22 protein-coding genes are annotated in these 25,250 nt (G+C 44.1%); 15 read left to right on the forward strand and 7 right to left on the reverse strand.

The annotated features are described in order from the left end of the window. Window positions 1–92 precede the first annotated feature (92 nt). The 4 genes from BM090_RS12955 (at window position 93) to BM090_RS12975 (ending at window position 6,118) form a co-directional block, all read left to right on the forward strand. Window positions 93–2,534 carry a bifunctional UDP-N-acetylmuramoyl-tripeptide:D-alanyl-D-alanine ligase/alanine racemase gene (locus BM090_RS12955; protein ID WP_091513769.1) on the forward strand — a complete coding sequence of 814 codons (2,442 nt, stop codon included), beginning with the start codon at window positions 93–95 and terminating at the stop codon, window positions 2,532–2,534. 209 nt (window positions 2,535–2,743) lie between these two features. Beyond that, window positions 2,744–4,009 carry a M43 family zinc metalloprotease gene (locus tag BM090_RS12965; RefSeq protein ID WP_091513775.1) on the forward strand — a complete coding sequence of 422 codons (1,266 nt, stop codon included), beginning with the start codon at window positions 2,744–2,746 and terminating at the stop codon, window positions 4,007–4,009. 10 nt (window positions 4,010–4,019) lie between these two features. Then, window positions 4,020–4,649 carry a hypothetical protein gene (locus BM090_RS12970; protein ID WP_091513778.1) on the forward strand — a complete coding sequence of 210 codons (630 nt, stop codon included), beginning with the start codon at window positions 4,020–4,022 and terminating at the stop codon, window positions 4,647–4,649. A 197-nt stretch (window positions 4,650–4,846) separates the two neighbouring features. Next, window positions 4,847–6,118: an NAD(P)/FAD-dependent oxidoreductase gene (locus tag BM090_RS12975; RefSeq protein ID WP_091513782.1), complete on the forward strand. Its 1,272-nt coding sequence runs from the start codon at window positions 4,847–4,849 to the stop codon at window positions 6,116–6,118. A 64-nt stretch (window positions 6,119–6,182) separates the two neighbouring features. Here the strand turns inward: BM090_RS12975 and BM090_RS12980 are convergent, their stop codons facing one another. Together BM090_RS12980 and BM090_RS12985 are read right to left on the reverse strand one after the other, a co-directional pair. Then, the gene (locus tag BM090_RS12980; protein WP_091513786.1) at window positions 6,183–6,776 is read right to left on the reverse strand and encodes a T9SS type A sorting domain-containing protein; all 594 of its coding nucleotides are present in this window, start codon (window positions 6,774–6,776) and stop codon (window positions 6,183–6,185) included. Between the two features lie 76 nt (window positions 6,777–6,852). Then, a complete protein-coding gene (locus BM090_RS12985) occupies window positions 6,853–8,085 on the reverse strand; it encodes a nucleoside recognition domain-containing protein (protein ID WP_091513789.1) in 1,233 nt (410 codons plus the stop codon). Between the two features lie 233 nt (window positions 8,086–8,318). Here BM090_RS12985 and BM090_RS12995 point away from each other — a divergent pair, with 233 nt between their 5' ends. The 4 genes from BM090_RS12995 (at window position 8,319) to BM090_RS13010 (ending at window position 11,728) form a co-directional block, all read left to right on the forward strand. After that, window positions 8,319–8,852, forward strand: coding sequence for a hypothetical protein (locus BM090_RS12995; protein ID WP_091513797.1), 534 nt, complete (start codon window positions 8,319–8,321; stop codon window positions 8,850–8,852). A 175-nt stretch (window positions 8,853–9,027) separates the two neighbouring features. Continuing rightward, window positions 9,028–9,582 (forward strand): RNA polymerase sigma factor, encoded by a 555-nt coding sequence (locus BM090_RS13000; RefSeq protein WP_091513801.1) that lies wholly within the window; start codon window positions 9,028–9,030, stop codon window positions 9,580–9,582. Between the two features lie 30 nt (window positions 9,583–9,612). Continuing rightward, window positions 9,613–10,182, forward strand: a complete 570-nt coding sequence (locus BM090_RS13005; protein ID WP_091513804.1) for a hypothetical protein — start codon at window positions 9,613–9,615, stop codon at window positions 10,180–10,182. Then, entirely contained in the window at window positions 10,163–11,728 is a 1,566-nt protein-coding gene (locus tag BM090_RS13010; RefSeq protein ID WP_091513807.1) for a DUF4097 family beta strand repeat-containing protein, read from the forward strand. Before BM090_RS13005 ends, BM090_RS13010 begins: the two co-directional genes overlap by 20 nt. A gap of 92 nt (window positions 11,729–11,820) precedes the next feature. Here BM090_RS13010 and BM090_RS13015 read toward each other — a convergent pair whose 3' ends face one another. Both BM090_RS13015 and BM090_RS13020 read right to left on the reverse strand, forming a co-directional pair. Further along, complete coding sequence (locus BM090_RS13015; RefSeq protein ID WP_091513811.1) at window positions 11,821–12,693, reverse strand: alpha/beta hydrolase family protein; 873 nt, start codon at window positions 12,691–12,693, stop codon at window positions 11,821–11,823. Window positions 12,694–12,728: 35 nt separating this feature from the next. Continuing rightward, a complete protein-coding gene (locus BM090_RS13020) occupies window positions 12,729–13,280 on the reverse strand; it encodes a TetR/AcrR family transcriptional regulator (RefSeq protein ID WP_091513815.1) in 552 nt (183 codons plus the stop codon). 242 nt (window positions 13,281–13,522) lie between these two features. On the opposite strand from BM090_RS13020, the gene BM090_RS13025 reads away from it, so the two are divergent. The 4 genes from BM090_RS13025 to BM090_RS13040 all read left to right on the forward strand — a co-directional run bounded on the left by BM090_RS13025 (window position 13,523) and on the right by BM090_RS13040 (window position 18,714). Continuing rightward, the gene (locus BM090_RS13025) at window positions 13,523–15,100 is read left to right on the forward strand and encodes a complex I subunit 4 family protein (RefSeq protein ID WP_091513818.1); all 1,578 of its coding nucleotides are present in this window, start codon (window positions 13,523–13,525) and stop codon (window positions 15,098–15,100) included. A 274-nt stretch (window positions 15,101–15,374) separates the two neighbouring features. Then, window positions 15,375–17,381 (forward strand): PAS domain-containing protein, encoded by a 2,007-nt coding sequence (locus BM090_RS13030; protein ID WP_177199930.1) that lies wholly within the window; start codon window positions 15,375–15,377, stop codon window positions 17,379–17,381. Window positions 17,382–17,570: 189 nt separating this feature from the next. Next, entirely contained in the window at window positions 17,571–18,062 is a 492-nt protein-coding gene (gene cdd / locus BM090_RS13035) for a cytidine deaminase (RefSeq protein WP_091513825.1), read from the forward strand. 148 nt (window positions 18,063–18,210) lie between these two features. Beyond that, entirely contained in the window at window positions 18,211–18,714 is a 504-nt protein-coding gene (locus BM090_RS13040) for a hypothetical protein (protein WP_143083973.1), read from the forward strand. Window positions 18,715–18,944: 230 nt separating this feature from the next. Here BM090_RS13040 and hemN read toward each other — a convergent pair whose 3' ends face one another. From hemN to BM090_RS13055, 3 genes are all read right to left on the reverse strand, one after another. Then, window positions 18,945–20,312 carry an oxygen-independent coproporphyrinogen III oxidase gene (gene hemN, locus BM090_RS13045; protein ID WP_091513833.1) on the reverse strand — a complete coding sequence of 456 codons (1,368 nt, stop codon included), beginning with the start codon at window positions 20,310–20,312 and terminating at the stop codon, window positions 18,945–18,947. Window positions 20,313–20,374: 62 nt separating this feature from the next. Continuing rightward, window positions 20,375–20,587, reverse strand: a complete 213-nt coding sequence (gene ccoS, locus BM090_RS13050; protein WP_091513837.1) for a cbb3-type cytochrome oxidase assembly protein CcoS — start codon at window positions 20,585–20,587, stop codon at window positions 20,375–20,377. A gap of 30 nt (window positions 20,588–20,617) precedes the next feature. After that, the gene (locus BM090_RS13055; protein WP_091513841.1) at window positions 20,618–23,041 is read right to left on the reverse strand and encodes a heavy metal translocating P-type ATPase; all 2,424 of its coding nucleotides are present in this window, start codon (window positions 23,039–23,041) and stop codon (window positions 20,618–20,620) included. A 294-nt stretch (window positions 23,042–23,335) separates the two neighbouring features. Here BM090_RS13055 and BM090_RS13060 point away from each other — a divergent pair, with 294 nt between their 5' ends. The 3 genes from BM090_RS13060 to BM090_RS13070 all read left to right on the forward strand — a co-directional run bounded on the left by BM090_RS13060 (window position 23,336) and on the right by BM090_RS13070 (window position 25,121). Continuing rightward, on the forward strand, window positions 23,336–23,587 hold the full coding sequence (locus tag BM090_RS13060; RefSeq protein ID WP_262487668.1) for a 4a-hydroxytetrahydrobiopterin dehydratase: 252 nt from the start codon (window positions 23,336–23,338) through the stop codon (window positions 23,585–23,587). Window positions 23,588–23,695: 108 nt separating this feature from the next. Continuing rightward, window positions 23,696–24,262 carry an acetyltransferase gene (locus BM090_RS13065; RefSeq protein WP_091513849.1) on the forward strand — a complete coding sequence of 189 codons (567 nt, stop codon included), beginning with the start codon at window positions 23,696–23,698 and terminating at the stop codon, window positions 24,260–24,262. Between the two features lie 127 nt (window positions 24,263–24,389). Continuing rightward, a complete protein-coding gene (locus tag BM090_RS13070) occupies window positions 24,390–25,121 on the forward strand; it encodes an isoprenyl transferase (RefSeq protein WP_091514298.1) in 732 nt (243 codons plus the stop codon). Window positions 25,122–25,250: the final 129 nt, after the last annotated feature.

The following is a 25,250-nucleotide window of genomic DNA, read 5'->3' on the forward strand; positions in this document are numbered from 1 at the left end:
TTTATAACGCTATGATTATCACAAAAACATAGCACTGTATGGGGCTATCCGTATATTTGCCGCCATCATTTCACCCTTTTTAGTACAGTACCGTGATTGCATTCAAAGATTTAGTAGATATAATCGGCGGCTCAGTGTTGCAAGAGCCTGCCACACAGTCGGTTATTAGTTATTTGGCTACCGACAGCCGCAAATTAGTGTTGCCAGCTCGTACCTTGTTTTTTGCCATTCGCGGCACGCGCCACAACGGACACCACTATTTGCCAGACCTTTACGCGCAGGGCGTTCGCAATTTTGTGGTAGAAGTGGCCTTGCCCGAATCCGTCCTTTCGCGCTACCCCGAAGCCAATATCTTGTTGGTAAACAGTGCCGTAGATGCCTTGCAACTGCTTGCGCGGGTGCACCGTCAGGGCTTTGTATTGCCTGTGGTGGCCATTACGGGCAGCAACGGCAAAACCATCGTGAAGGAATGGGCGGCGCAATTGCTTGCGCCAGATTTTAACATTGTACGCAGCCCCAAAAGTTATAATTCCCAAATCGGTGTGCCGCTTTCGGTCTGGAGCATCGCGCCGCAGCACACGTTAGGCATTTTTGAAGCGGGCATTTCTCAGCCCCACGAAATGACGCGTTTGCAAGCGATTTTGCAGCCGACCATCGGTATTTTTACCAATATCGGTACGGCGCACGACGAAGGTTTTTCTTCCCAAAACGAAAAAATTGCCGAAAAATGGCAGCTTTTCAAAGATTGCCCTGTGGTGATTTATAACCGTGCGCATGAGGCGTTGGATACTTTTATTCAAAAATATAAATCTGATAACCAATACGTTATTGCGTGGAAAGTGACCCGCGAGGGCACACGTTACCGCGTGGAAGGTTTGGGCGGCGAGGCGTGGGAGCTAAACTTACCTTTTTCGGATGCGGCTTCGGTGGAAAACGTGTTGCATTGTGTGGCTTTGATGTTTTGTTTGGGAAAAACGCAGGCCGAAACCCAATCGCGACTGTTGGCTCTCAAACCCGTGTCCATGCGTTTGGAACTCAAGCAAGGAATTAATCAATGTTATTTGATTGACGATAGTTATAACAATGATTTGGCGGGGCTTACGCTCGCGCTGGATTTACTTAATCAACAAAACCAAGCCGTCAAATCGCGCAAAACCGTGATACTGTCCGATGTGCCGCAAGCGGGCATTGAACCCACTATTTTGTACAAACACATTGCGCAATTGCTCACCGAAAAAAACGTAAGGCGTGTGATTGGTATCGGCAAGGAAATCAAAGTGTTACGTCAGTTTTTTGAAGGAGAAACGGCCTTTTTTGACAGCACGGACAGCTTTTTGGAGGCCATCAAACCACAACAATATTTTCATAACGAACTGATTCTGATAAAAGGCGCACGCAGTTTTGAGTTTGAGCGAATAGGGCAGTGGCTGCAAGAAAAAGTGCATGGCACGCGCTTGGAAATCAACTTGGACGCGCTGGTCAATAACCTGAATTTTTATAAAAGCAAACTAAAACCCGAAACTAAACTCATGGTGATGGTCAAGGCTTTTGCTTATGGAAGTGGCAGTTATGAGGTGGCCAATTTGCTGCAATTTCATCGCGTGGACTACCTGACCGTTGCCTACACAGACGAAGGTGTGGACTTGCGGCGCAACGGCATCACGTTGCCGATTATGGTGATGAATCCTGCGCCCGAAACCTTCGATAAGTTGCTGTCTTTCAATCTTGAACCAGAAGTATATAGTTTCAGAATCCTGCAAAAACTCTTGGAACATTTGGACGGCCAACCCGCCAAAATTCACCTCAAAATTGATACGGGCATGAGGCGTTTGGGTTTTGAGGAAAAAGAAATTGCGGCGTTGGTGCAAGTGCTGAACGAAAACAAAAATTTAACCGTCGGCTCGGCGTTTAGCCATTTGGCGGGTTCGGACGAGGCCAAACACAACGATTTTTCGCATCAACAGATTGCCACTTACACGCGTAGCGTGGAGGCTTTGGAGCAAGGTTTGGGTTATAAATTTATTCGCCATATCGTCAATTCGCCAGGCATTATTCGTTTCCCAGAAGCGCATTTTGACATGGTGCGTTTGGGAATCGGCTTGTACGGCGTGGAAGTAAACGGCTTGGAACAGGCTCATTTGCAGACGGTCGGGACGCTCAAAACGGTTATTTCCCAAATCAAACACGTACCCACAGGCGAAAGCATCGGTTACGGAAGGCGCGGCCTTGCCCAACACCCCGACACGACACTGGCCACGATTGCCATTGGTTACGCCGACGGGTTTAGTCGCGGATTCAGTAGGGGAGTGGGCAGCGTGAAAGTGAACGGACAGCTTGCCCCCGTAGTCGGCAATATTTGTATGGATATGTGTATGATAGACATTACGGGCATCGCAGCGCAGGAAGGCGACGAGGTCGTTATTTTTGATGACACGCTTACTATCAGCGATTTAGCCGCAAAAATCAATACGATTCCTTACGAAATCATTACCAATATTAGTGCGCGTGTCAAGCGTGTTTTTTATACGGAATAAATATGTAGGTTAATGCTTTTGTTATGGGGTGGGAGTAATGCATTTTGCTCTATAAAACAAATACCTCATGACGCAAACAATAAAATGTTCTCCAATAAAAATTGGTTTATTCCGTTGATACGGGATAAACCAATTTTTTATTTAATTCCTTATTCTCCTATGATAATTATGTATATTGCACTGAAGTTGTCATTGTAATTTCTGATTTTATGTCAAAAAAAATAACCCTTTTTGCAAAGATATTCTCTATCTCTTTCTTATTTATGGGCTGTGGCATGGCGGTTTTTGCCCAAAATAAAACTGAAGACGAAAATGTAATACGATGTGGTGTAGGGCTTTTGTCGCAGTCTCCTACTATTTTTACAAAAAAAACAGTAAGTAATGTTTCGGTTACTGCTTCTTGCTCAGATACAACCGTTTATCAAATACCTGTTGTGTTCCATATTATTCATAATGGCGAGGCTGTGGGCATTGGTACGAATATTCCAGACAGTCGTCTTACGTCTCAAATTAGAATATTAAATGAAGACTATCGCCGAAAAGAAGGAACGAACGGTTATAATACAGATTCGCGTGGAGCTGATGCACGCATTCAATTTGTATTGGCCAGTAAAGATCCGCAAGGGAAGGCTACTTCGGGAATTGTGCGTGCCAATGGAGGCCAGTCAGAATGGCAATTAAGCGAACAAGCGGCACTAAAAGACAAAAGCAATTGGCCAAAAGATAAGTACCTCAATGTTTGGGTTTGTAATCTTAAAAATGGTGCGGAAAATTTATTGGGCTTTTCTTCGTTTCCTGTCAATAGCGATTTGGATGGCTTGCCTACAGGTGCAGATAGTACAACCGATGGCGTTATGGTTTGTTATAAATATGTGGGCAATAGCCCGTTAAGCACCCGATACAATTTGGGCAGAACGCTTACACATGAAATTGGGCATTTTTTGGGTTTGATTCATATTTGGGGCGATGGTTTCGACTGTACCAGTACGGATTATTGTAATGACACGCCAGCTGCTTCGCAGGCAAATTATAACTGTAACACTACTTACGACAGTTGTCCCGATGCGCAAGGCTCGGACATGACGGCCAATTATTTGGATTATACTTACGATGCATGTATGAATATTTTCACGCAAGACCAAGTAGCCCGAATGCGCACGGTGCTTTGTGGTAGCATTCGCCGCAAAACGCTTTGGAGTGAATATGTGCCGCAAGAAGAGCCAAAAAGTGTTTCGATGAGCTTATATCCGAACCCTGTAACAAACAGTAATGTTATTGTTGCTGCCGTAACGGACAATGCGGATGTAACTGTTTTTAATGCAATCGGGCAGAAAATATTGCAAAAAACATTTACGCCAACTGCGGATAAAATTACAATTAATTTACCTGAATATCAGTTGGCAGAAGGCTGCTATTTCCTAAAAGTGGTACAGCCCTCGCAGACTAAAACATTTAAAGTAATAGTTCAATATTAATTCAAAGAAAATGAGAGCGTATTATTGGTTGGGTTGGGTTTGCTTCTTTGTGCTTGGTTCGCATCTGGCGGTAGCACAAGAAACGGCCATTGTCTCAACGATTTACGGGAAGGCTTGGTTGGCCGATGGCGACTCGCTGGAAGGACAAATGAATTTGGATTTCTCGCAAGATTTGCTGGAAGTGGCCATGCCTAACCGCATGCTAAAAGTGCTTTCTCCGCGCCAAGTGCAAGTGGCCATTTTTACGGATGAGCACGGCAACGCCTCCCAAACATTTTATGTGTTGCCGTATGCTATGCGCAAACAATACCAAGTACCAGTGTTTTTTCAGATGGCTTTGCAGGGGCAAAAGGCCAGTTTACTGACGCGTAACAAGCTCATTACCGAGACCGTCCCGACTTTTGATAGTTTTGTAGGCCGAACTATGTATTACACGCGCACGCGCCTCATCAAGGAAATGTATTTACGTCTGCCAGACGGTAACATTACTTACTGGGAAGGAAAAAGCGAGAACGATTTGTATAAAATATTGCCTGACCATCAGCAGGATTTGGAAGTTTTTATTAAAAATAATCGCCTCAAACTCGCCGATTTTGAGGACATGATGCGGCTTATCGTTTACTATAATCGATTGAAATAAAAGAGCCGACGACTGACGGCCACTTCTCTCCGTTTAACAAGCCAAATACTACGCTTAAACAAAAACCTGTGCCGATTAACCTATTTTTTTGGGTTTCAAAACCGAAAAACAATTTAGTTTGTTTCAAAGAAAAGCTTCTACAATCGTTGCGGAAGTCTTTTGTTGCAAATCAATTACCGTATTTTTTCTTTTTCGCTATGGAAAGAAAACCCAAAAAAGTCGTCGTGGTCGGTGGAGGCTTCGGCGGCATCAATTTTCTTAAAGTTTTAGCCAACGATAACCGCTTTGAGGTTACGCTTGTCGATAAAAATAACTATCATTTCTTCCCGCCGTTGCTCTATCAGGTCGGGACAGCTTTTATCGAACCGTCTAATATTTCTTATCCATTCAGGCGATTCTTTCAGGATAAAGCCAATATGCGTTTCCATTTGGGCGAATTACTGTCCGTCAATCCAGCCGAAAACACCATTACCACCGACACGGGAACACTTCCTTACGATTATTTGGTAGTGGCTTTGGGTACGGAAAGTAATTATTTCGGGATGGAGAATGTGAAAAATAATTCACTGACACTCAAAAGTATAGACGAGGCCACGCATTTGCGCAACCATTTACTGCTGAACATGGAAGATGCCGTGCGCGAAACCGATCCAGCCGCCAAAGCCCGACACCTCAACATCGTCATTGCGGGCGGAGGCCCTACGGGTGTAGAAGTGGCGGGAATGCTCGCGGAAATGGGTAAACATATTGCCCCGAAAGAGTATCCAGAACTGGACACGAGACTACAGCATTTGTATTTGGTGGAAGCAGGTGGCGTGTTGCTTGCGCCGATGAGCGGCAAATCGCAGCAAGAAACGTATAAGGTGCTCAAAGAATTGGGTGTCAATATTTTACTTAATACCTCCGTAAAAGATTATGTGGACGGTGGTGTAGTGTTAAGCGATGGCCAACATATTCAGACCAATACACTGATTTGGACTTCGGGCGTGGTGGGGCGTGAAGTAAAAGGTTTGCCAGCCGAAGCTGTTGGACGCGGTCGGCGTATCTTAGTCGATGCTTTCAACAAAGTACAAGGAACAGAAAACATTTACGCCATCGGCGATATTTGCTTCCAAACCACTGACAAAGACTATCCTAACGGCCACCCACAACTTGCACAAGTGGCCATCCAACAAGGCTCATTATTAGCCCAAAACCTTCAAAATAGTTTGGAAAGTAAAGCGCAGAAGCCATTTGCTTACAACAATAAAGGTTCAATGGCCATTATTACCAAATACAAAGCGGTAGCCGATTTGCCCAATGCTTTTTTCAAAGGGTTTGTGGCGTGGCTGTTGTGGTTGGTAGTGCATATTATGCCGATTGCAGGTTTTAGGAATAAAATTTGGCTCGCCTTTAGTTGGTTGTGGGCGTTTGTAACCAACGACCCAACTTTGCGCATTATCATTCGGCCACACGACAAAGACAAATAATACAACAAAAGCGGGGCGATTTTCAGCATGAAAATCGCCCCGCTTTATTTATGATAAAGTTTTGTTATTCTTTAATAAATAACCGTGTGCCAATAATTTTTTTGGCGGAATCGTAAAGCTGAATAAAATATTTGCCTTGCGGAAAATTAGCCACCGAAACAGATTTATTATTTGTTGCTGCTCCTTTCAAAATCTCTTTTCCACCCAAGTCCGTAATGCTAAAATATTGGGCTTGTTGCGGCAAATAAATGGCTTGCGCGGCAGGATTAGGCCAAACGTTCCCCGTAATAGATATTACGTTTTTGGAAATACTTGTCGTTACAGAGCTGTCAATTTTAATGATTTTCCTTTGAATTGTATCATTATTGGCATATAACCGAACTTTATATAAACCTACTACTGCAGGTTGGCCTATATACACTTCATGCGTGCCTGCCGCCCAATTATGATACTCGAAGTTTTGTATCAGCGTACCCAGTACATTATAAATTTTTAATTTTACGGTATCCGTGGGTTGTCCCAAGAAAATACGCGCGGCGGTAGAATCAGAAAAAGGGTTGGCACTAAAACTCAGCGAGTCAGGTGTTTGTGCAAATGACTGGTAATTGGTCAGCAATAAAATTGCCAACACCATAAAGGCGCGAAAATGTTTTGTCATGAGATGTAGATAAATATGTTAAAAATGAAAGGTTATTGTCAAATAATAAAATAATACTTTGCAAAGTCGCTATTTGTTAGGTAAAAAACAAATAAGCTAACCCGATGGCGGCAATCATGCCCACCGCGTCGGCAATGAGTCCGCACGGAATGGCGTAGCGGCTGTTGCGCACACCCACCGAACCAAAATACACGGCTACGATATAGAAAGTTGTATCTGCAGAACCTTGCATAACACATACCAAACGCCCCACAAACGAATCCGCGCCATAGGTTTTCATGGCATCGAGCATCATGCCCCGCGCTCCGCTACCGCTTAGCGGCTTCATGAGTGCGGTTGGCAAAGCGGGTACAAAGTCGGCGTTAATATTGGCTGCGTCCAGTGTATAAGTAATGCCCTGAAGCAACAAATCCATTGCTCCGCAAGCCCTGAACACGCCGATACCCACGAGCATTGCCACCAAATACGGAATTACTTTGGTAGCCGTCTCAAAACCTTCTTTCGCGCCTTCAATGAAGGTTTCATACACATTTATTTTTGCTTTAATGGCCAAAACAATAAATAATGTCAGCACCCCAAACAAAATGAAGTTGCCGACAATGCTCGAAATTTTCCCGATTTGTTCTTGTGGCAGTCCCAGAAAATACCAAATAATTAGCCCAACCACCAAGCTAACACCGCCCAAATACGCCAATATTACTTTATCAAACAAATTGATTTTCTGATAAATAGCTACAGAAATAAGCCCTGCCATCGTAGAGAAAAATGTAGCTAAAAGCGTTGGCAAGAAAATGTCCGCAGGATTGCCCGCACCCATTTGCACCCGATACACCATAATCGAAATCGGGATAAGCGTAAGACCCGAAGCATTGAGTACCAAAAACATAATTTGGGCATTAGAAGCCGTGTCTTTGTTGGGGTTCAATTCCTGAAGTGCTTTCATGGACTTGAGGCCGAGCGGCGTGGCGGCATTGTCCAGCCCCAACATGTTGGCCGAAAAGTTCATTAGCATCGCTCCGATAGCGGGATGATGTGGCGGTATTTCGGGAAAAAGTCTTGTAAAAAATGGATTCACCAGCTTGGCCAGCCGCGTAATCGCGCCAGCTTGCTCGCCGATGCGCATAAAACCCAACCAAAGCGACATGGCACCCGTCAAACCAATCGAAATTTCAAAGGCTGTTTTGGACATGGCCATCGTGGAATTGACCAGTTCGGGAAATACTTCTGTGTCGCCGAAAAATACCAATTTGATAGTGGCAATAACAAAAGCAATAAGAAAGAACAGAATCCAAATATAATTCAGTACCATAATTTATTGAAAATAAAAGACTTTGGGGTTTGGTTGGACAATCACCGTAACAATACCCGCAAATATACAAAAGGGGAGGTGTTTTGCTAATTTTGGCCAAAGATATAGGCGAGCTGTAAACGCAAATATGCTTTTCGTTAAGTAAAACGGGACATTGATATAATACCCAAGAGTAGGTAAGTTATCAATTGTATTTTTGTCTTGAAGCATACTACTATTTTTTGTCATCAATCATGAAAAAATACTTAACTCTTTTGTATCTGATTTTGGTGATGTCTTGTTCGTCGCCCAAAGTAGAAAAAGAAGCAAAATCTCTAAGTCTTGTAGATACTGCTCGCGCGTTGATAAAAAGTACCCTCAAGGTAGAAGACTCCGCCGCGCCAGCAATCTCAACGGTGCAGGAAACTGCATCCAAAATGCCCAGCAAAATCTTTCGGGGCGATGTAGGCGTGATGATTTATCCTTCTGACAAACAAGTAGATAGTCTGCAAGCGAAAAATCCAGATGATTTTATGACCGCCGCCGACGATAATATGTTTTACATGAGCCAAGCCAAAGAATATCTGGAAATGATACACACGTCTGTTGAGCGCATCTCTGCCGATACGCTACTGGTTTTTGAGACAGAAAGCGGCCAGAAATTCCCGATGAATATGCGTAAAGAACTGTGGGCAATGGTGATTTTTGATGGCCAGCACGCACCGCAGCGAATTGATATTACCAATGTTCAGAAAGAATGCGAAAAATATTATCAGCAAAACAAATAATAAAGCGCTATATAAAATTCAGTATTTAGTGAATAATAAAAAATAATAACTAATTGGTTTATTGTATTTTATGAAATGGGCGTAAATTTTTTTACGCCTTTTTTATTTATTTTGGCGTTGGCGTGCAACTCTTGCACACGGCTTGGTATCTGTTAGACAGAAATTAGAAAGAAACTTGACTACTGCACCAACATACATAGACCCACACGCGGCCATTGTGGAGCGTTGCCGAAGCAACGACCCCAAGGCGCAATATGAGCTGTATAAGCTCTACAAAAAGGCCATGTTCAATGTGGCCTTGCGCATCGTGGGCGACGTGCAAGAGGCCGAAGATGTGTTGCAAGAGTCGTTTCTGATAGCATTTAGAGAGGTTAGCAATTTCAAAGGCGATGCTTCGTTTGGGTTGTGGCTCAAAAAGATAGTGGTCAATAAAGCCATTCGCGGACTACAAAAGAGGAGGTTAGTTTTTAGTTCGTTGGCCGACGACACCGACCACCCCGACGAAGCAAGCCCTTGGCCTTCGGCACACACGGCCACAGAGGAACAAGTACAAGCCATACGGCAAGCCATCATGCGACTGCCCGACGGCTATCGAGTTGTACTTTCGCTGTATCTGTTGGAAGGCTACGACCACGCCGAAATTGCGCAAATCTTGTCTATTTCGGAGGCTACCTCCAAATCGCAGTATAGTAGAGCGCGTAAAAAACTGCTCGAAATCTGCCAACAATAAAAAGAATAAGTTACTGATTGTTATGTTGTTATGGATAATTTGGAAGAAATAATCAGAGCCAACAGGCTTGCATTTGACAGCGAAGAGCCATCCGACGAAGTTTGGGCTTCGATTCGCGAGCAATTGCAACAACCCGCCGCCAAGAAGCCATCACTTTGGACTATTTCGTGGGTAAGGTTTTCAGTTGCGGCGGCCTCCACTGCTTTTTTGATGATGGCAGGCACAGCGGCTTATCATTGGGGGCAAGTGAGCGGACGTGCAGAAATGGCTGCCACCGTCAAACTTGAACAAATAAATCCGCAAATGGCTGAGGTTGAGCGTTATTATACCCAAATGATTAGCCTAAAGGAAAAGCAGTTGAGTAAATACGATCTTCAAAAATTGGGTTTGCAGGACGAAAACGACCAAAAAATGGCCGAGTTGGATTCGACCTACAAGCAACTCAAACACGAATTGGAAACTAACCCCAATCAACAAAAAGTGCTTGATGCCATGACGCGCAACCTGCAGATGCGTATGTTATTGCTCTCGCGCCAACTGGAAGTTTTACAGAGTATTTCAAAACAATCATCGCAAGAAAATGAAAACATCGTTTTATAAAATATTGATAGCTACCGTATTGGCCTTTAGCGTCTTGCCCAATACCGTTAGTTTGGCGCAAAACAATGCCGAGCAGGAAGCACTCAGAGCAGAAAAAGAAGCTCAACGACAAATGCAAGAAGCTCAAAGGCAATTGCAAGAAGCGCAGCGAAAACTCAAAGAAGCGCAAAGACAGGCCGCCGCCGCCCAAAGGCAAGCTGCTGTTGCTCAGAAGCAAGCTGAAAAAGCAAAAGCAGCTGCCAAACCACCTGCCGTACCACCTGTACCGCCAGCTTCGAAGTCCAAGTCCAGAGTAGATGTTACGGTGGAAGAAGATGGCCAAACGTGGAACTGGACTTGGGATGCCGACGATTTTGAATCGAAAATAGAACGCTTGGGTACAAAATTGGAACGTGCCTTTGAGGGTTTTGGGGAAGGAATGGAAGGCTTCGGCGATGATATGGAAAGGGCTGGAGACAAAATTGCGCGTGCTTTTGAAAATGGTAGCGTGGAGTTTGAGCGTTCGCTCAACGATGCTGATCGTAAATCGGGTCGCAGCCGTTGGGGTGTGAATGATGTTTCTCAAAAACGCACGGTTAGTTTTAAAGCCAATGCCTCAGATGTACAAAAGTTGAGCATTACCAACAAATACGGAAAAGTGCATATTAATACTTCTGATCGCCAAGATATTAGTATTGAGACGGAAATTATAGCGCACGCCTCAAATGAAGCAACTGCCAAAAATCTTTTGCAAGGGGTTGATGTTCAGCAATATACAAAAGATAAAATCATGTACCTGAACACGATTATCACCAAACAGAACACCAACCGTCGCAACGAATACAAAGGCATGGAAATAAATTACACGGTTACCATTCCCAAAAATTTGTCGGTGCAAGTGAACAACAGTTTTGGAGATGTGTATCTGGCCACTTTTACGGGTAGCTCGGACGTAAATGTGAGTTATGGTAGCGTTAAATTTGACCAACTGCTCGGCAACGACAACCGCGTAAAAGTATCGTTTGGTACGGCAATGGCCGATTATATCCGACAAGGCAAACTTGATGTTTCGTACTCAACGCTTCGCCTCCAAAAAGCGGGTTCGCTTGACATGAAAACCGATTTTTCTACGCTGGATTTGGATGATATGCAGACAATTATCCTCAATAGCCGTTACGATAACATTGATATTGACAATATAGATGTGTTGCGCGGAAAGGCTGCTTTTACCAAAATTTCGTTGGATAAACTTTACGAAGAATTGGACATGAAAGTACAGTATTGCGACAATTTTGAAGTAGGAGAGGTGAGCCGCAAATTCAGGAAAATTGATTTGGATAGCAAATTCGGAAGCATTGACCTTGATTTTGATGAAAACGCCACTTTTGATTTAGATTCACATTTTCAATTCGGGGATTTGCGCGTGGACAGAGATTTTGTAAAAATGACGGTTTCGGAACGTCGCCCAAATAACAATACTTACAGAGGCACTGTCGGAAAAGGCACGCCAACGAGTGTTGTCAAAATCAGGTCGCAATATGGCGATGCTCACATAGACACAAAATAAAAATAAGATAGTTAATTGCTTGGTTACCAGTGCAGGGGCGCATAATCCAAATTTTGGATTATGCGCCCCTGCAGCTTTTTTAAAACAAAATTTTAGGCTAAAAAAACATCTAATTGCTTGACCACATTAGGCCAAAATTGATTTTTGAGCGAAGAACGGAAAAACCCGAAATGACCTATTTGCTTGACTCCCAATGCGGACGGCTCTACGCGCGTAAATTCAATTCCTTTGTCCGAACGAATGTGTTTCCATAAATTTTGGGTGTTTTTTTCGTTGGAAATAGTGTCGTCGGGTGTCCAAAAAACGTGAATCGGGAAATCAAATTCTTGATAATGACCTTTCGGAACGGTTTTTTGATAATATTTTGGGCTAAAGAAAAAGTCACGTTCTGCACACCAACTGCGCCATTCTCGTACCACCTCGCGCGGCAAGTCTTCCATGAATCCAAATTTTTTTGCACGTACCCAGCCCGTCAGTTGGATGCTGAGCGGCGAGAACAGATAAAAGAAAAAGTAGGCTTTCAGTCTGTAATTCAATGGCATATTGGGATAATATCCCGTCGAAACGGCAATATTGACCGCGCCTTTTACTTCATTCAGGTTGTGCATGAACCCGATTTGCTGCCCGCCTGCGCTATGTGCCAATAACAAATACGGTAGGTTGGGAAATCGTTGGTTCAAAAAATCTTTGATAGCGGGCATGTCTTTTAGTCCATAATCCGAAAAGCGAAACTGGCAGTCGCGCATATTTTGGGGCGCAGACTCGCCGCTTCCTCTGTAATCCCATAGGCAACACACATAGCCGTGCTGAGCGATGTACTCCAAAAACTTCAAATAAGATTCTTTTTTTGCCGCTGTGCCGCAGTTGAACTGCACGACCGCTTTCGGATTTTCGGGAATTAATAAAATGCCGCGCAGCGTTACGCCGTCGGCACATTGCGTTTCAAATTTTTCTTGATGAATCATGTTTTTGGTGTAATTAATGGTTTATAAAATAAAAATTATTTTCGTATTTCGTTGATAATCTGTGATTTGATTTGCTCGAAAGTCGCCAAATAGCCCACACGTGCAATTTGCGCCAAGCCCATCAGGTTTGTGATAATCAGGACGGCTTTGTCTTGGGCGGCAATATTGAGATGAAAAGTGCCGTCGGCTTGCCCATCTTCCAAAATTTCGCGTACCCAGTTGGCTGTTTGCTGCATAAAATCGTTGAGTTTGAGCCTGATGTTTTCGTCCACTGCGCCCAAATCGCTGGCAAACGCCCCCACGACACAGACTTGCCCCGCACCACTGAGTTTATAATAATATTGTATAAATCTTTCCAAACGCTCCAATGGCGGACGGCTTCGCAATTTGGCGGTATCTTGTTGCAGACGGTCGGCGTGCGCCTGAATAATGGCAATACCCAAATCCGTTTTGGCAGGAAAATGATAATGTATCGAGGCTGTTTTGATGCCCACAATTTCCGATATGTCTTTGTAACTAAAGTCGTTATATCCATTTTTGCGCAGCAAAGTATCTGCCGTTTCTATGATGTTGTCTCGTGTGCTCATGTAGCTACCTATTTACAGATAGGTAAAGATAATTAAAAAATTAAATTCCGAACAAATAGTTTTTTTGTTATTCAAAATCATTGGTATTTTTTTAAAAAAGTACCATTTTCGCCGCGAAGCTGTATTTTTGGGCTTTTTATGCACCAAACACATTTATTTGGTGTTAGTTTTTTGGAGTCAGTAAAATTGTTTTAAACGGTTTTATTGGTCAATAACTCATTACTAATCATATTGTTACTCGCGTGAACGTCCCGTATTTATCTATCCTCATTGTATTGCCCTTGTTGGCGGCACTTATCATTTTATTTATTCCCGAAAAGCTCAAAAACTCTTATCGCTGGATTACCTTGTTAGCGGCCTTAGTGCAATTGTGGGTTGCGTCTATGCTGTACTGGGGTTTTGAGGCGGTAGCGGCAGCACCTTCCGAGCTTTCGGCCTACAAATGGGTAGAGCGTTACAAATGGTTGGCTTTTGGAGGTGATGGCAGCGGCTTACAGATAGATTATTTTGTGGGTGTGGATGGCCTGAGTATCAGCATGGTTTGGCTTACGGCTTTGGTGATGGCGGTCGGGGCGTTGGCTTCGTGGCACGTTCAGGACAAAGCGCGTGGTTATTTCGCGCTGTACGGCTTGCTTAGTGCCGCGATTATGGGCTGTTTCGTGGCCTTAGACTTTTTCTTGTTTTATATTTTCTTTGAATTTATGCTTTTGCCCATGTACTTCCTGATTGGGCTGTGGGGTGGCGTGGGGCGCGAATACGCTTCTATTAAGTTTTTTATTTATACGCTGGTCGGGTCGCTGTTTATTTTGGTGGGCATGATTGCTTTGTGTACGTCGGTGCAAGAAAATGGCGTTTATACTTTCAGTCTGCCTGCCATGATGAACCCACATAATTTTGCGCCTGATGCGCTGTTAAATGTAGCGAATCAGACTGTTATTGCTGGCTTGCCTGTTCGTCACTGGATATTTTGGGCATTGGTTATTGGTTTTCTTATCAAATTGCCTGCCGTGCCTTTGCACACGTGGCTACCCGATGCGCACGTAGAAGCCCCAACTGCTATTTCTGTAGTGCTGGCGGGTGTGTTGCTCAAAGTGGGAGGTTACGGTTTGTTACGAATTGCGTACAGTATTTTCCCAGATGCAGCCGCGCATTATGCTTGGTGGCTGGGAGCTTTGGGTGTGCTTTCTATTATTTATGGTGCGCTCAATGCGTTGGCGATGCACGATTTGAAAAAATTGATTGCGTATTCGTCGGTTTCGCACATGGGTTTTGTGCTGTTGGGGATTGCGTCGCTTACACACGAAGGTGTAAATGGGGCTGTTTATCAGATGTTTAGTCACGGAATAATTTCGGCGATGTTGTTTTTGATTGTGGGCGTACTCTACGACCGCACGCACGACCGCCGTATCGAAAACTATGCGGGTTTGGCCTCGGCCATGCCGCGTTATACGTTTTTTACGGCGGCGGCCTTTTTCGCTTCGCTGGGTTTGCCGATGTTTTCGGGATTTATCGCGGAGGCTTTGGCTTTATTGGGGGCGTTTAAATCGGTGCATTTGTCGCCTGCGATGGCGGTTATTTCTACGTTGGGCATTGTATTGGCGGCAGCCTATTATTTGTGGGCGTTTCGCAGAATGTTTTTGGGTAAATTCTGGGTGCGTGGTGGGGATTCGTGGTCGGCGTTTTTGGTGGATTTGACCACGCGCGAAATGCTGTTGCTCATGCCATTGGCTTTGCTCACATTGTTGTTTGGTGTGTATCCTGCTTTACTTTTAGATAAAATTTCGCCGACTATTACAGCATTTATTCAAATGATAAAATAAATTATTATGGCTTTAATAGTATTATTGTAGGTTATTTGCCTGATAATTGCCAAATATTAAGAATATTATTATTTAACCATAAAGGCAACCTTTCTTTTTTCCGAAGATTTATTACTTTTGGAATAGATTGGTTGCCTTTATTATTGTTGGGCATTGAGTGTTATAGCTCAGTATTTTTTGTTCAAAACTATTAGTAAATTAGCCTATGAGTGTTGAGAGTTTTAGCTTAAAAAATATATTGGAATGGGGTGTTAAACCTGACTATTCTGATGATATGAATGAAACAATACGTATTACCAATCAGTTGGCCATACGTTCTATTCTATTAGGAGTTGTATTTTTTGCGGTAGCTTTTTTCGTTTACCCAAGTTTGCAATTTTTGTTGGTATGCTTTCTGCTCAACTGCTTTCTTGCTTTTATATTTAGTGTTCGAGGGAATATTACGGTCGCACGGCTGCTTTTGTGCGCGCCTAATGCCGTATTGGGCAATATTGCTATCGCGTATCTGATGCCCGACGGCCAACCCATTTACGCTTCCTTGATCGTGATACAACTCACGTTCTTTATGACCCCTTTTGTGCTGTATTCATATTCCGAAAGGTTCTACCTGTTTGCCAACGCCATTTTTGTTGGGGCGTTGATTATGTTGTTTCCGTACTTGAATAATGCTTTTCATGGCGATTTTGATACAGAAACATTCAAGTCGGGTTATATGCAATACGTTTGTTTTGGTGTAATCCTTGTTTTTTTGACCGATTCTTTGTTTTTGTTTTTGCATGCCAATCATAAATTTAGAGAACGTAACAGTGTTTGGATCGAAGAAAGCAATCAGAAAAATGCAGAGTTAGAAAATGCCCGCCAAGACATTGAAAATACACTTTTGGAAGTACAAAAAGCCCACAAAGAAGACGAAAAACGCACTTGGATAGCCAACGGCTTGGCACAAGGAGCGGCTATTTTGCGCCAGTCTGCCGACAATGAACAACAAATGTTTGATGATATGTTGTTGTTTATTGTCAAATACTTAAATGCCAATCAAGGGGGATTGTATTTGGTGGAAGGCCACGACGACAACGACTTGCATATTTCGCTCAAAAGTTTGTATGCCTACGAACGCAAACGCCATCAGCAACGCCGCATCGAAATAGGGCAGGGGCTTTTGGGACGTTGCTATTTGGAGCAAGAAACAATCTTCTTGAAAGACGTACCGCAAAATTATACGCAAATTACATCGGGGCTAGGCGCGGCTACGCCTACTTGTATCACGATTGTACCGCTCAAACTCAACGATGCCGTAGAAGGTTTGTTGGAACTGGCTTCTTTTCAAGTGTTGGAAGCGCACGAAGTGGAGTTTTTGGAGCGTTTGAGTGAGACCTTGGCATCGTCTATCCGTAATGCTCATGTTACCCAAAGAACCCAAACCTTATTGGCTAGGTCGCAGGAACAAGCCGAGCAAATGCGCCAACAAGAAGAAATGATGCGCCAAAACGTAGAAGAGTTACAAGCCACGCAAGAAGAAATGATGCGCACGCAGCAAGTAATGGCCACCAAAGAAGCTAATTTGCAAGCACTTCTCAATAATATAGAAGCTGCCGTCGTGTCGGTGGACAAAGATTATCATTTGCTTACCATCAATAAGCGTATGCGCGAAATGTACCGAAGCAAAGGTGTACAGCTTACGGAGGGCGTAAATATACTCAAACAACTTTCGGCGGAAGAAGCTGCCGACCGCAAGGAACAATTTGATAAGGCTTTGTCAGGCGAATCTTTTAGTTTTACAGAACGTGTTATTTCGCCTGTAACCAAAGAACCAGCTTATTTTGATATAGCATTTATGCCTATTTATGACGAAAACGAAAATATCATAGGTCTTACTTCTATGTCCAAAAATGTAACAGAGGCGCAAAACCTTCGCCAAGAAATTGAACGTAAAAAATCAATGCTTGAAGCGGTGATTAATGCCTATGATGATAATATTTTGGTGTTGGATAGGGGGTACAATGTTGTTTTGGTTAATAAAGGCTATCGGGAACGTTACAAGCAAATGGGAATAGAATATTATGATGGAATGAATGTGTTTCAGGTGATAGCCGCCGATGCTCGTGAGGAATGGAAAGGCTACTATGACCGCACTTTGGCTGGTGAAACCTACGCGTTTACATTAGAGTATAAAGATGCACAAGGCAATCCGTTGCGCCGCCAATATGCGTTCTATCCGATCTATGGCGAAGGCAATCGCTCGATTATTGGTTTGGCTCTAATCAATCGTTTGCTTAATTAAGCGACTGTTTCTCTGATATTTGTCTGAAAAATGCCAGAAAAAAGTTTATTTTATTTTGATAAGAAAAAAATAAACCCTAATTTTTACGCCCTTTGTCTCCTTTTGCAGGGCTATTATTTGGGTTCGTGCGGGGTTGAGGCGGGGCAGTGTGCTGCTGAACAGCATTTTTGCTAATTGACACCGCACCAAATGTCAGAAAAAAAAGAATTAAAAATAGCGATTGACGTATATGCAAATGAAGCTGAATTGCCAGAACATTTGCGTGTTTTGTGGCACAATGCCACTGCCGCCACGAATAATGCTTACGCTCCGTATTCTAACTTCCATGTAGGAGCAGCATTGCTGTTGAGTGATGGCTCTATTTTGCAAGGCAATAACCAAGAAAATGCCGCGTATCCGTCGGGTTTATGCGCCGAACGTACCGCACTTTTTTATGCTTCGGCTAATTACGGACAGCACCAAGTGAAAGCCATTGCTGTGGCGGCTCGCCCTTCTTTGAAGCCAACCCATTTTTTACCCATAGTACCTTGTGGCGGTTGCCGACAAGTAATGCGCGAATACGAATACAAGCAAAAGCAAAACATTCAAATTCTGTTGCCTACTGATGGCGGAAAATTCTACGTGTTTGATTCGGTGGCTGCGCTTTTGCCGCTGAGCTTTGATGCTTCTCAGTTGGCTTAATGGTTACTGCATATTGCGTATTTAATATAAAATAGCGGTTTTTGTAGTCTGAAAACTTGTAGTAATATTCTTATATCTTATATATTTGTCTGTGAGCAAATCGCTGCTCCGTTTACACTTTCAAAACAGACTTAAATAAAATAGGATAATGATGACAGGTATTAAAAAGTATTTGTTGGTATGCGCCATTGGTTTTATTTCTTTGCCAACATTTGCGCAAATGGGCGGTGCTGATTACGACAACCGCGTAAAAGCCAAACTAGATGAGTGGGGCGTGAAATACGAAATTTCTGAAAAAGGAAATTTTAAGCTCGTGTTCGATATGGGCGAAAATCGTACGCAACTCGTTATTATTAATTCCAATACTTACGACTATAATAATATAGAAGTAAGAGAAATTTATTCGACCGCCGCCAAAGGCAACAAAAGCGGCGATTTTGCACATAGCGACCTGTTTACGCTTTTGCGTGATAATGCTGACAAAAAAATTGGAGCTTGGCAAATAGACGGAACAGAGGGGACTTACCGACTGAATTTTAGTTTGCGTGCTTCGGCTGTTTCGGGTTTAGAAAATCTCAAAAGTATGGTTCAGCTTGCCGCCAAAGTGGCTGATGCCAAAGAAAAGCTATTGAGCAAAGGCGACGAGTTTTAATATCAGGGAGTTATACATTAGTTATTGCTTAATTATACATTACAAAATCACACTTATTAACTTGTTCGATGAATTAAAAACACTGTATTTTATTTTGAAACACAAATGGTAGAAATTAAACTCATAAAAGTTTAATTTCTACCATTTGTGTTTTGGTGAGTGTATGATTTTTTCTTTTAAATAGCTGTTTGACGCGATTATGAGCTTCAAACGGGGGATTATTTCAGCAATTAAATTGATTTGCTAAATATCGGCTGCGTGCTGTGTTCTTTGTTTTTCCAATAACGTTCGTCGAGGCACACGCATACGTTCCGCAAAAACGCGCGTCCCAGTGGCGTAATGCGCACGCGCTTAGGCTCTACAATCACCAAGCCGTCGGCTTCCAACGGTCGCAAACGCACTACGGCTTCTTCCAGCGCAGGGCTGTAAGTACTTTCCTGTTCCCAGTCAGTTTCAAAATGACACATTAGGTTCAGGATATGTTTACGAATAAGCTTGTCTTCGTCGGTAAGCAAATGCCCTTTCGTAATCGGCCATTTTCCTTCGGCGATAGCCTGCTGATATTCTTCTATTTCTTTGATATTCTGCATAAAAGCCGTGCCCGTGTCGGCGATAGACGACGCGCCCAAGCCTAACAAAATATCCGTTTCCTGCGTGGTATAACCCATAAAATTGCGGTGCATCGTACCATTGAGGGCGGCTTGTGCCAATGCCTCATGCGGCAGCGCAAAATGGTCCATGCCTATTTCGATGTAGCCCACTTGCAACAGCAAATCGCGGCCTAACTCGTACATGGCGCGTTTCTGTTCCGCCGACGGCAAGTCGGCTTCCGTGTAGCGGCGTTGGGCTTTGCTTTTCCAAGGTACGTGCGCGTAGCTATAAAACGCGATGCGTTCGGGGCGCAATTGTCGCACGCGGTCGATGGTAAGGCGAATGCTATCGGCGGTTTGGAGCGGCAAGCCAAAAATAATATCGGCATTGATGGACGTGTAACCAATTTCTCGCGCCGCCTCAAAAACGTGTGCCGTTTGCTCAAAACTTTGCAAACGATTAATCACAAACTGAACTTTGGGGTCAAAGTCTTGCACGCCCACACTCAGGCGCATAAATCCATGATTGTAAAGCACTTGCAACTGTTCTCTGTCTGTTACGTTGGGGTGAACTTCTACACTAAACTCTGGGTGCGGTGCAGGTTTTGAACCTTCCAACAGCCCCGACAAAAGTCTGTCTAAGTTTTGGGCAGAAAAAAATGTGGGTGTTCCGCCGCCAAAATGCAGTTCCTGAAGCGTTGGGGTTTCGCCCAACAGGTTTTTATACATTTGCCATTCGGCCAAAAGACTATCAATATAAGGCGTTTCTACGGCATGATTGCGCGTAATACGTTTGTTGCAACCGCAATACGTGCACAGTGCTTCGCAAAAAGGCAAATGCACGTACAGGCTTATTCCATTTTCGTGGCGTTGCGTGTAAGCGGCCTTTACTTGCTGTTCCCAAACGGCTGGCGTAAGGCTGGCATCATTCCAAAACGGAACGGTCGGGTAGCTCGTGTAGCGAGGCGTTGCGGTATCGTATTTGCGAATAAGCGATTGTAAATTCATTGATAAACAGTGTTTTAAGTAGATTTAAAGAAAATTACTCAACCAAACAAAACCTATTACGTTTAGGCGTTTACTTTTTGAGCGTGTTCTTTGTTTTCTTTTTTGGCTTTGTCGGAAATAGCCAAAGCGTTTTTGTCTTCGTCGTCGATGAGCATACGCACCGCAGGCGAAACAGTGTCGTCAAATTGGCCTTGACGCATCGAACTTGCGAACGCAGCCAAAAAACCGCCCGCTACCAACATGCTGACAGTGAGCAAAATAATGATTACAGCCATGACAATAAATATTTAATACGAATAAAGAAATTACAATTTGAATTTTCGGGCGTAGAGTGCAGTCATCCCCACCCCAAACGTAACGACCGAAATCGAACTAAGTGGCATGAATACCGCCGCAAAAACAGGCGACAAATGACCACTCACGGCCACCGAAAGCCCCACGAAATTATACACTAACGAAAGTAAAAAGCTCCATTTTACCACCTTCACGGAAGTGCGTGCATACAACACAAAGTCAGCCAAACGGTACAGCGATTGCGCATCGGCAATCACATCACTCGACGGGCTAAACTGCGCCGCATCTTGCGTCAAGGCGATGCCTACGTTGGCTTGGCGCAAAGCTCCCGCATCGTTTAGGCCGTCGCCAATCATCACTACTTTGGCCTTTTCGTCGGCTTGTATTTGGGCGATGTAGTGCATTTTGTCGGCGGGCTGTTGGTTGGTGCGCACGGTCGGGATAAGCGAAAGCACGCTTTCAATGTCGCGCAAACCACCTTTGTTGTCTCCAGTGAGCAAGGCCAAACGGAAATGTGTAGCCAAATCGGTAAGCATTGTTCTTACACCCTTGCGCAAAACTTGTTGCACGCCAAAATAACCTACCAACGTGCCATCAATGCCCAAGGCAATATTTTTATCGTTGGTAACCGTGTTTCTGTCAGCACTTACCCAGTCTATTTTACCCAAACGGAATAGTTGCCCATCTACCAGACACTCAATGCCGCAGCCCAACACCTCATGCCATTCGTCAAGCGATTGCACGGCGTAGCGGGTTTTGAGCAAACGCGCCAAACTTTGGCTCAATGGGTGCGTACTGTGCGAAGCCATTGAGGTAAAAACTGTCCATTGCGCCGCCGTCAGGTTACGACCTTCGTATTTGAGCTCGTTGGCCGTCGGGTCGGTGAGTGTGCCTGTTTTATCAAAAACAATGCTATTGGCTTCGGCCAAATGTTGGATTACGTCGCTGTTGCGTACATAAAATTTATTTTTACCCAAAATCGCCATCGCCATTCCCATCGTAAATGGCATACTGAGTGTAAGAGCGCACGGACAAGCCACCACCAACACAGCAGTAAAAGCATTGAGTGCCAAACTGCTATCAAAAATCAACCAAAAACCACCCGCCGCCGTAGCAATGGCCAAGGTGATGTAGGTGAAATAATGTGCGAAAAGTTCGGCGGTGCGTGTAGTTGGCGTGTCTTTGGGTTTTACAAATTCGTCTTTATTCCAAAGCTGCGTCAGGTAGCTATGCGAACAAGGTTTTTGTACGGTCAGCTCCGCAATATTTTGCATAATGCGGCCACCTGCAAAAATGGTTTGGCCTTTGGCGCAATGTTGTGGCTCGGCTTCGCCTGTTACGAAACTATAATCCACCAGCGCATTTTCAGAAATCAAAATACTATCGGCGGGAACAAGTTCTTGAGGACGCAAACGTAAATGGTCTGTGGGCACTAGGTTATTCACGGATTTAATTTGCTCCGCACCCGACGGCAAAACCACCGTAGCGGCTAAAGGGAAATAAGATTTGTAATCACGCTGAAAATTAAGGCCTTCGTAAGTGATTTGTTGTACATAACGCCCAATCAGCAACAAAAACACCAAGCCCGACAAGCTGTCGTAGTAGCCTTCGGCGTTCATAAAAACCGTTTCAATAACACTACGCACAAACAACATCAGAATACCCAACGTAATCGGTACGTCGATATTCAGGTTCTTTTGGCGCAACGACGTCCAAGCAGAATACCAAAACGGCGAAGCCCCGTAAGCCACCACAGGCACGGACAATGCTAAGTTTAAATATCTGAACAAATTGCCGTACAAGGCTTGGTCGGCGGCATCTATCCCCAAATACGCGGGGAAGCTCATCAACATCACATTGCCAAGCGCAAAACCCACCACGCCCAAGCGCAAAAGCAAGGCGTACAGCTCTTTAGAGCGTTTTTTGTGATATGTGTCAGCATCGTTGGCGTTGAGGGTGATAGATGGTTCGTAGCCGATAGTGGCCAGCAGTTCCACGATTTGGCGCAAACTCACCTGCGAAGGGTCAAAAACCAACGCCAATTCTTTTTTGAGGAATTGCACGCGGCTTTGTAGCACGCCTTTTTTGATTTTATGGAAATTTTCGAGCAACCAAATGCACGAACTACAATGAATAGAAGGCAAATACAGCGTAATGCGTGCCTCGCTTGGGCTATAAAAATCGTAGAGGGGTTGGGCTATTTCGGCCACGTCCAAGTACGCAAATTTATCATCAAAAGATTTGCCTTTCAGCGAGTTACCCGCCAGTTTATTGAGTTCGTAATAGTCGCAAAGGTTATTTTCTTTGAGTAAAAGATACACCGATTGGCAGCCTTGACAACAAAAAACTTTGTCTTCGATGTGCAGCGAGTTGTCGCGGCATTCGTCGCCGCAATGTGCGCATTTTAGGTCGGTGTGTGTGTGGGTATGCTCCATATCTTGCAGGGCTGATTTTCAGCCATTTAAGTCAATACATTATTTGCCCCAAAAACAGACAAAACACATTGTAAAGCTACGAGTTAGGCTACTGAAAATGCTATTGAGCCATCAATGGGCTTTATGATTTTTGTCAGGAAATCAGGCCATTACTCGGCCAGCGAAAAGCCTTCGTTTGAGGGATGAATTAGTATAATAAATAAGTGCAATAGGGTTCTAAAAAGTTCAAATGAATGCTTGTTTGGGAAATTATACTACTTTTGTTTTTGAAAAAATAGTACATTTTTTATTGAGTTGAAAAATAAGCCAATGAACTGGGACGAAAAAGATAATGCTTTAGAAAAAACGTTTGTTTTTCAGGATTTTGTAGAAGCCTTCGGATTTATGACGCGCGTAGCCTTGTTGGCCGAGCAGCGCAACCACCACCCCGACTGGCACAACGTTTATAACCGCGTAACCATTCGCCTCAACACCCACGACGCGGGCAGCACCGTTACCGACAAAGACCGCGAACTTGCCGCCGCCATTGATAGACTTTTTAGTTAATTTTTGTTAAAAAGAATGGCTATTTTTGAGGTGCATTTTTTTGTACAATAAAATTTGATGTACTTTCTGAGGCATCAAGAAAACGACAAGCCAAAGACCTGAAAACCTATGTTATTATACGGAGCAGGCGGACACGCCAAAGTAATTATTGAATGTCTGCATTCGCAGGGACAACGTACACAAGGGATTTTTGATGACGCTTCTATGTTGCACGACTTGCTGGGCGTGCAAGTGCTGGGCATTTATAGCCTCAATGTGTTGCCAGAAGCCAAACTCATTATAGCCATCGGCAACAATCGCGTGCGCGAACAAATTAGCCGTATGGTACAACATCAGTTCGGAGTGGCCATGCACCGTTTGGCCTATTGCTCGGAATACGCAAAAGTCGGTGCGGGAACAGTAGCAATGCAATACACTGTAATTCAGCCAGATGCACGCATCGGCCAACATTGCATTATCAACACGGCGGCTGTGGTGGAACACGATTGTCTGGTAGGCGATTTTGTACATATTGCCCCCAACGCCACGCTTTGCGGACACGTAGAAGTAGGCACGGGCACACTCATTGGCGCGGGCGCAGTAGTTACGCCTTGCGTGAAAATTGGGCAATGGGCTACCATACACGCAGGGGCGAGCGTAACTACCGATGTGCCAGACTTTGGCGTAGTACGCTAAGACTTTTGTCGGTGTGTTGTGATAACGCATTGTATTTACTTATTTTGCACCTCTTTTTAGAAAGAAAACAAGCACTATCTATATTTTTACCCAAAAGAATCGGGTATTTTTGGACGAAATTTTTACGATGGATTTGAAAGAACAAATTAAAACGGAAATTCTGCCCCAACACATCGCCGTTATTATGGATGGCAATGGCCGTTGGGCAAAAAAACAAGGCGCAATGCGCGTATTTGGGCACCGCAACGCGATTCAGTCGGTGCGCGAAACGGCAGAAGGTTGCGCCGAGTTGGGGGTGAAATTCCTTACTTTATATGCGTTCTCTACCGAAAACTGGAACAGACCAGCCATTGAGGTAGAGGCACTTATGCAACTTTTAGTTTCTACTATTCGCTCAGAGACTAAGACACTTACCAAAAACAACATTCGTTTGGCCACCATTGGCGACACAAGCGGCCTGCCCAAAAGTTGCCAAAAAGAATTGGCCGAAGCCATGGAAGAAACCAAAGACAATACGCGCATGACACTGACCTTAGCCCTCAATTATGGCGGGCGTTGGGAGTTGGTGGAAGCTGCGAAGCGTATTGCACAAATGGCCGCCGATGGCCAAATCAAGCCCGAACAAGTAAGCGAGCAGCTCATTAACAGCCTGTTAGCTACGCACGATATGCCCGACCCCGACTTACTTATCCGTACCAGTGGCGAGTTGCGCATCAGCAACTTTTTGTTGTGGCAATTGGCGTACTCCGAAATCTATATTACAGATGTGTTGTGGCCAGATTTTCGCAAAAAAGACCTACACGAAGCCATCATCGCCTACCAACAGCGCGAACGCCGCTTCGGGAAAGTATTAAGTTAGGTTTGGGAATAAAATACAATAACACAAGAGCCTATCCGTTCTTTTGCCGTATTTTATTGAGTACAATCAGAATTTTACATTAACTCTTATTCTATAACAAACAAAGACGCTGCTGACACGGCTCTTTGC

This window comes from Flexibacter flexilis DSM 6793 (assembly GCF_900112255.1).
Taxonomy (GTDB): domain Bacteria; phylum Bacteroidota; class Bacteroidia; order Cytophagales; family Flexibacteraceae; genus Flexibacter; species Flexibacter flexilis.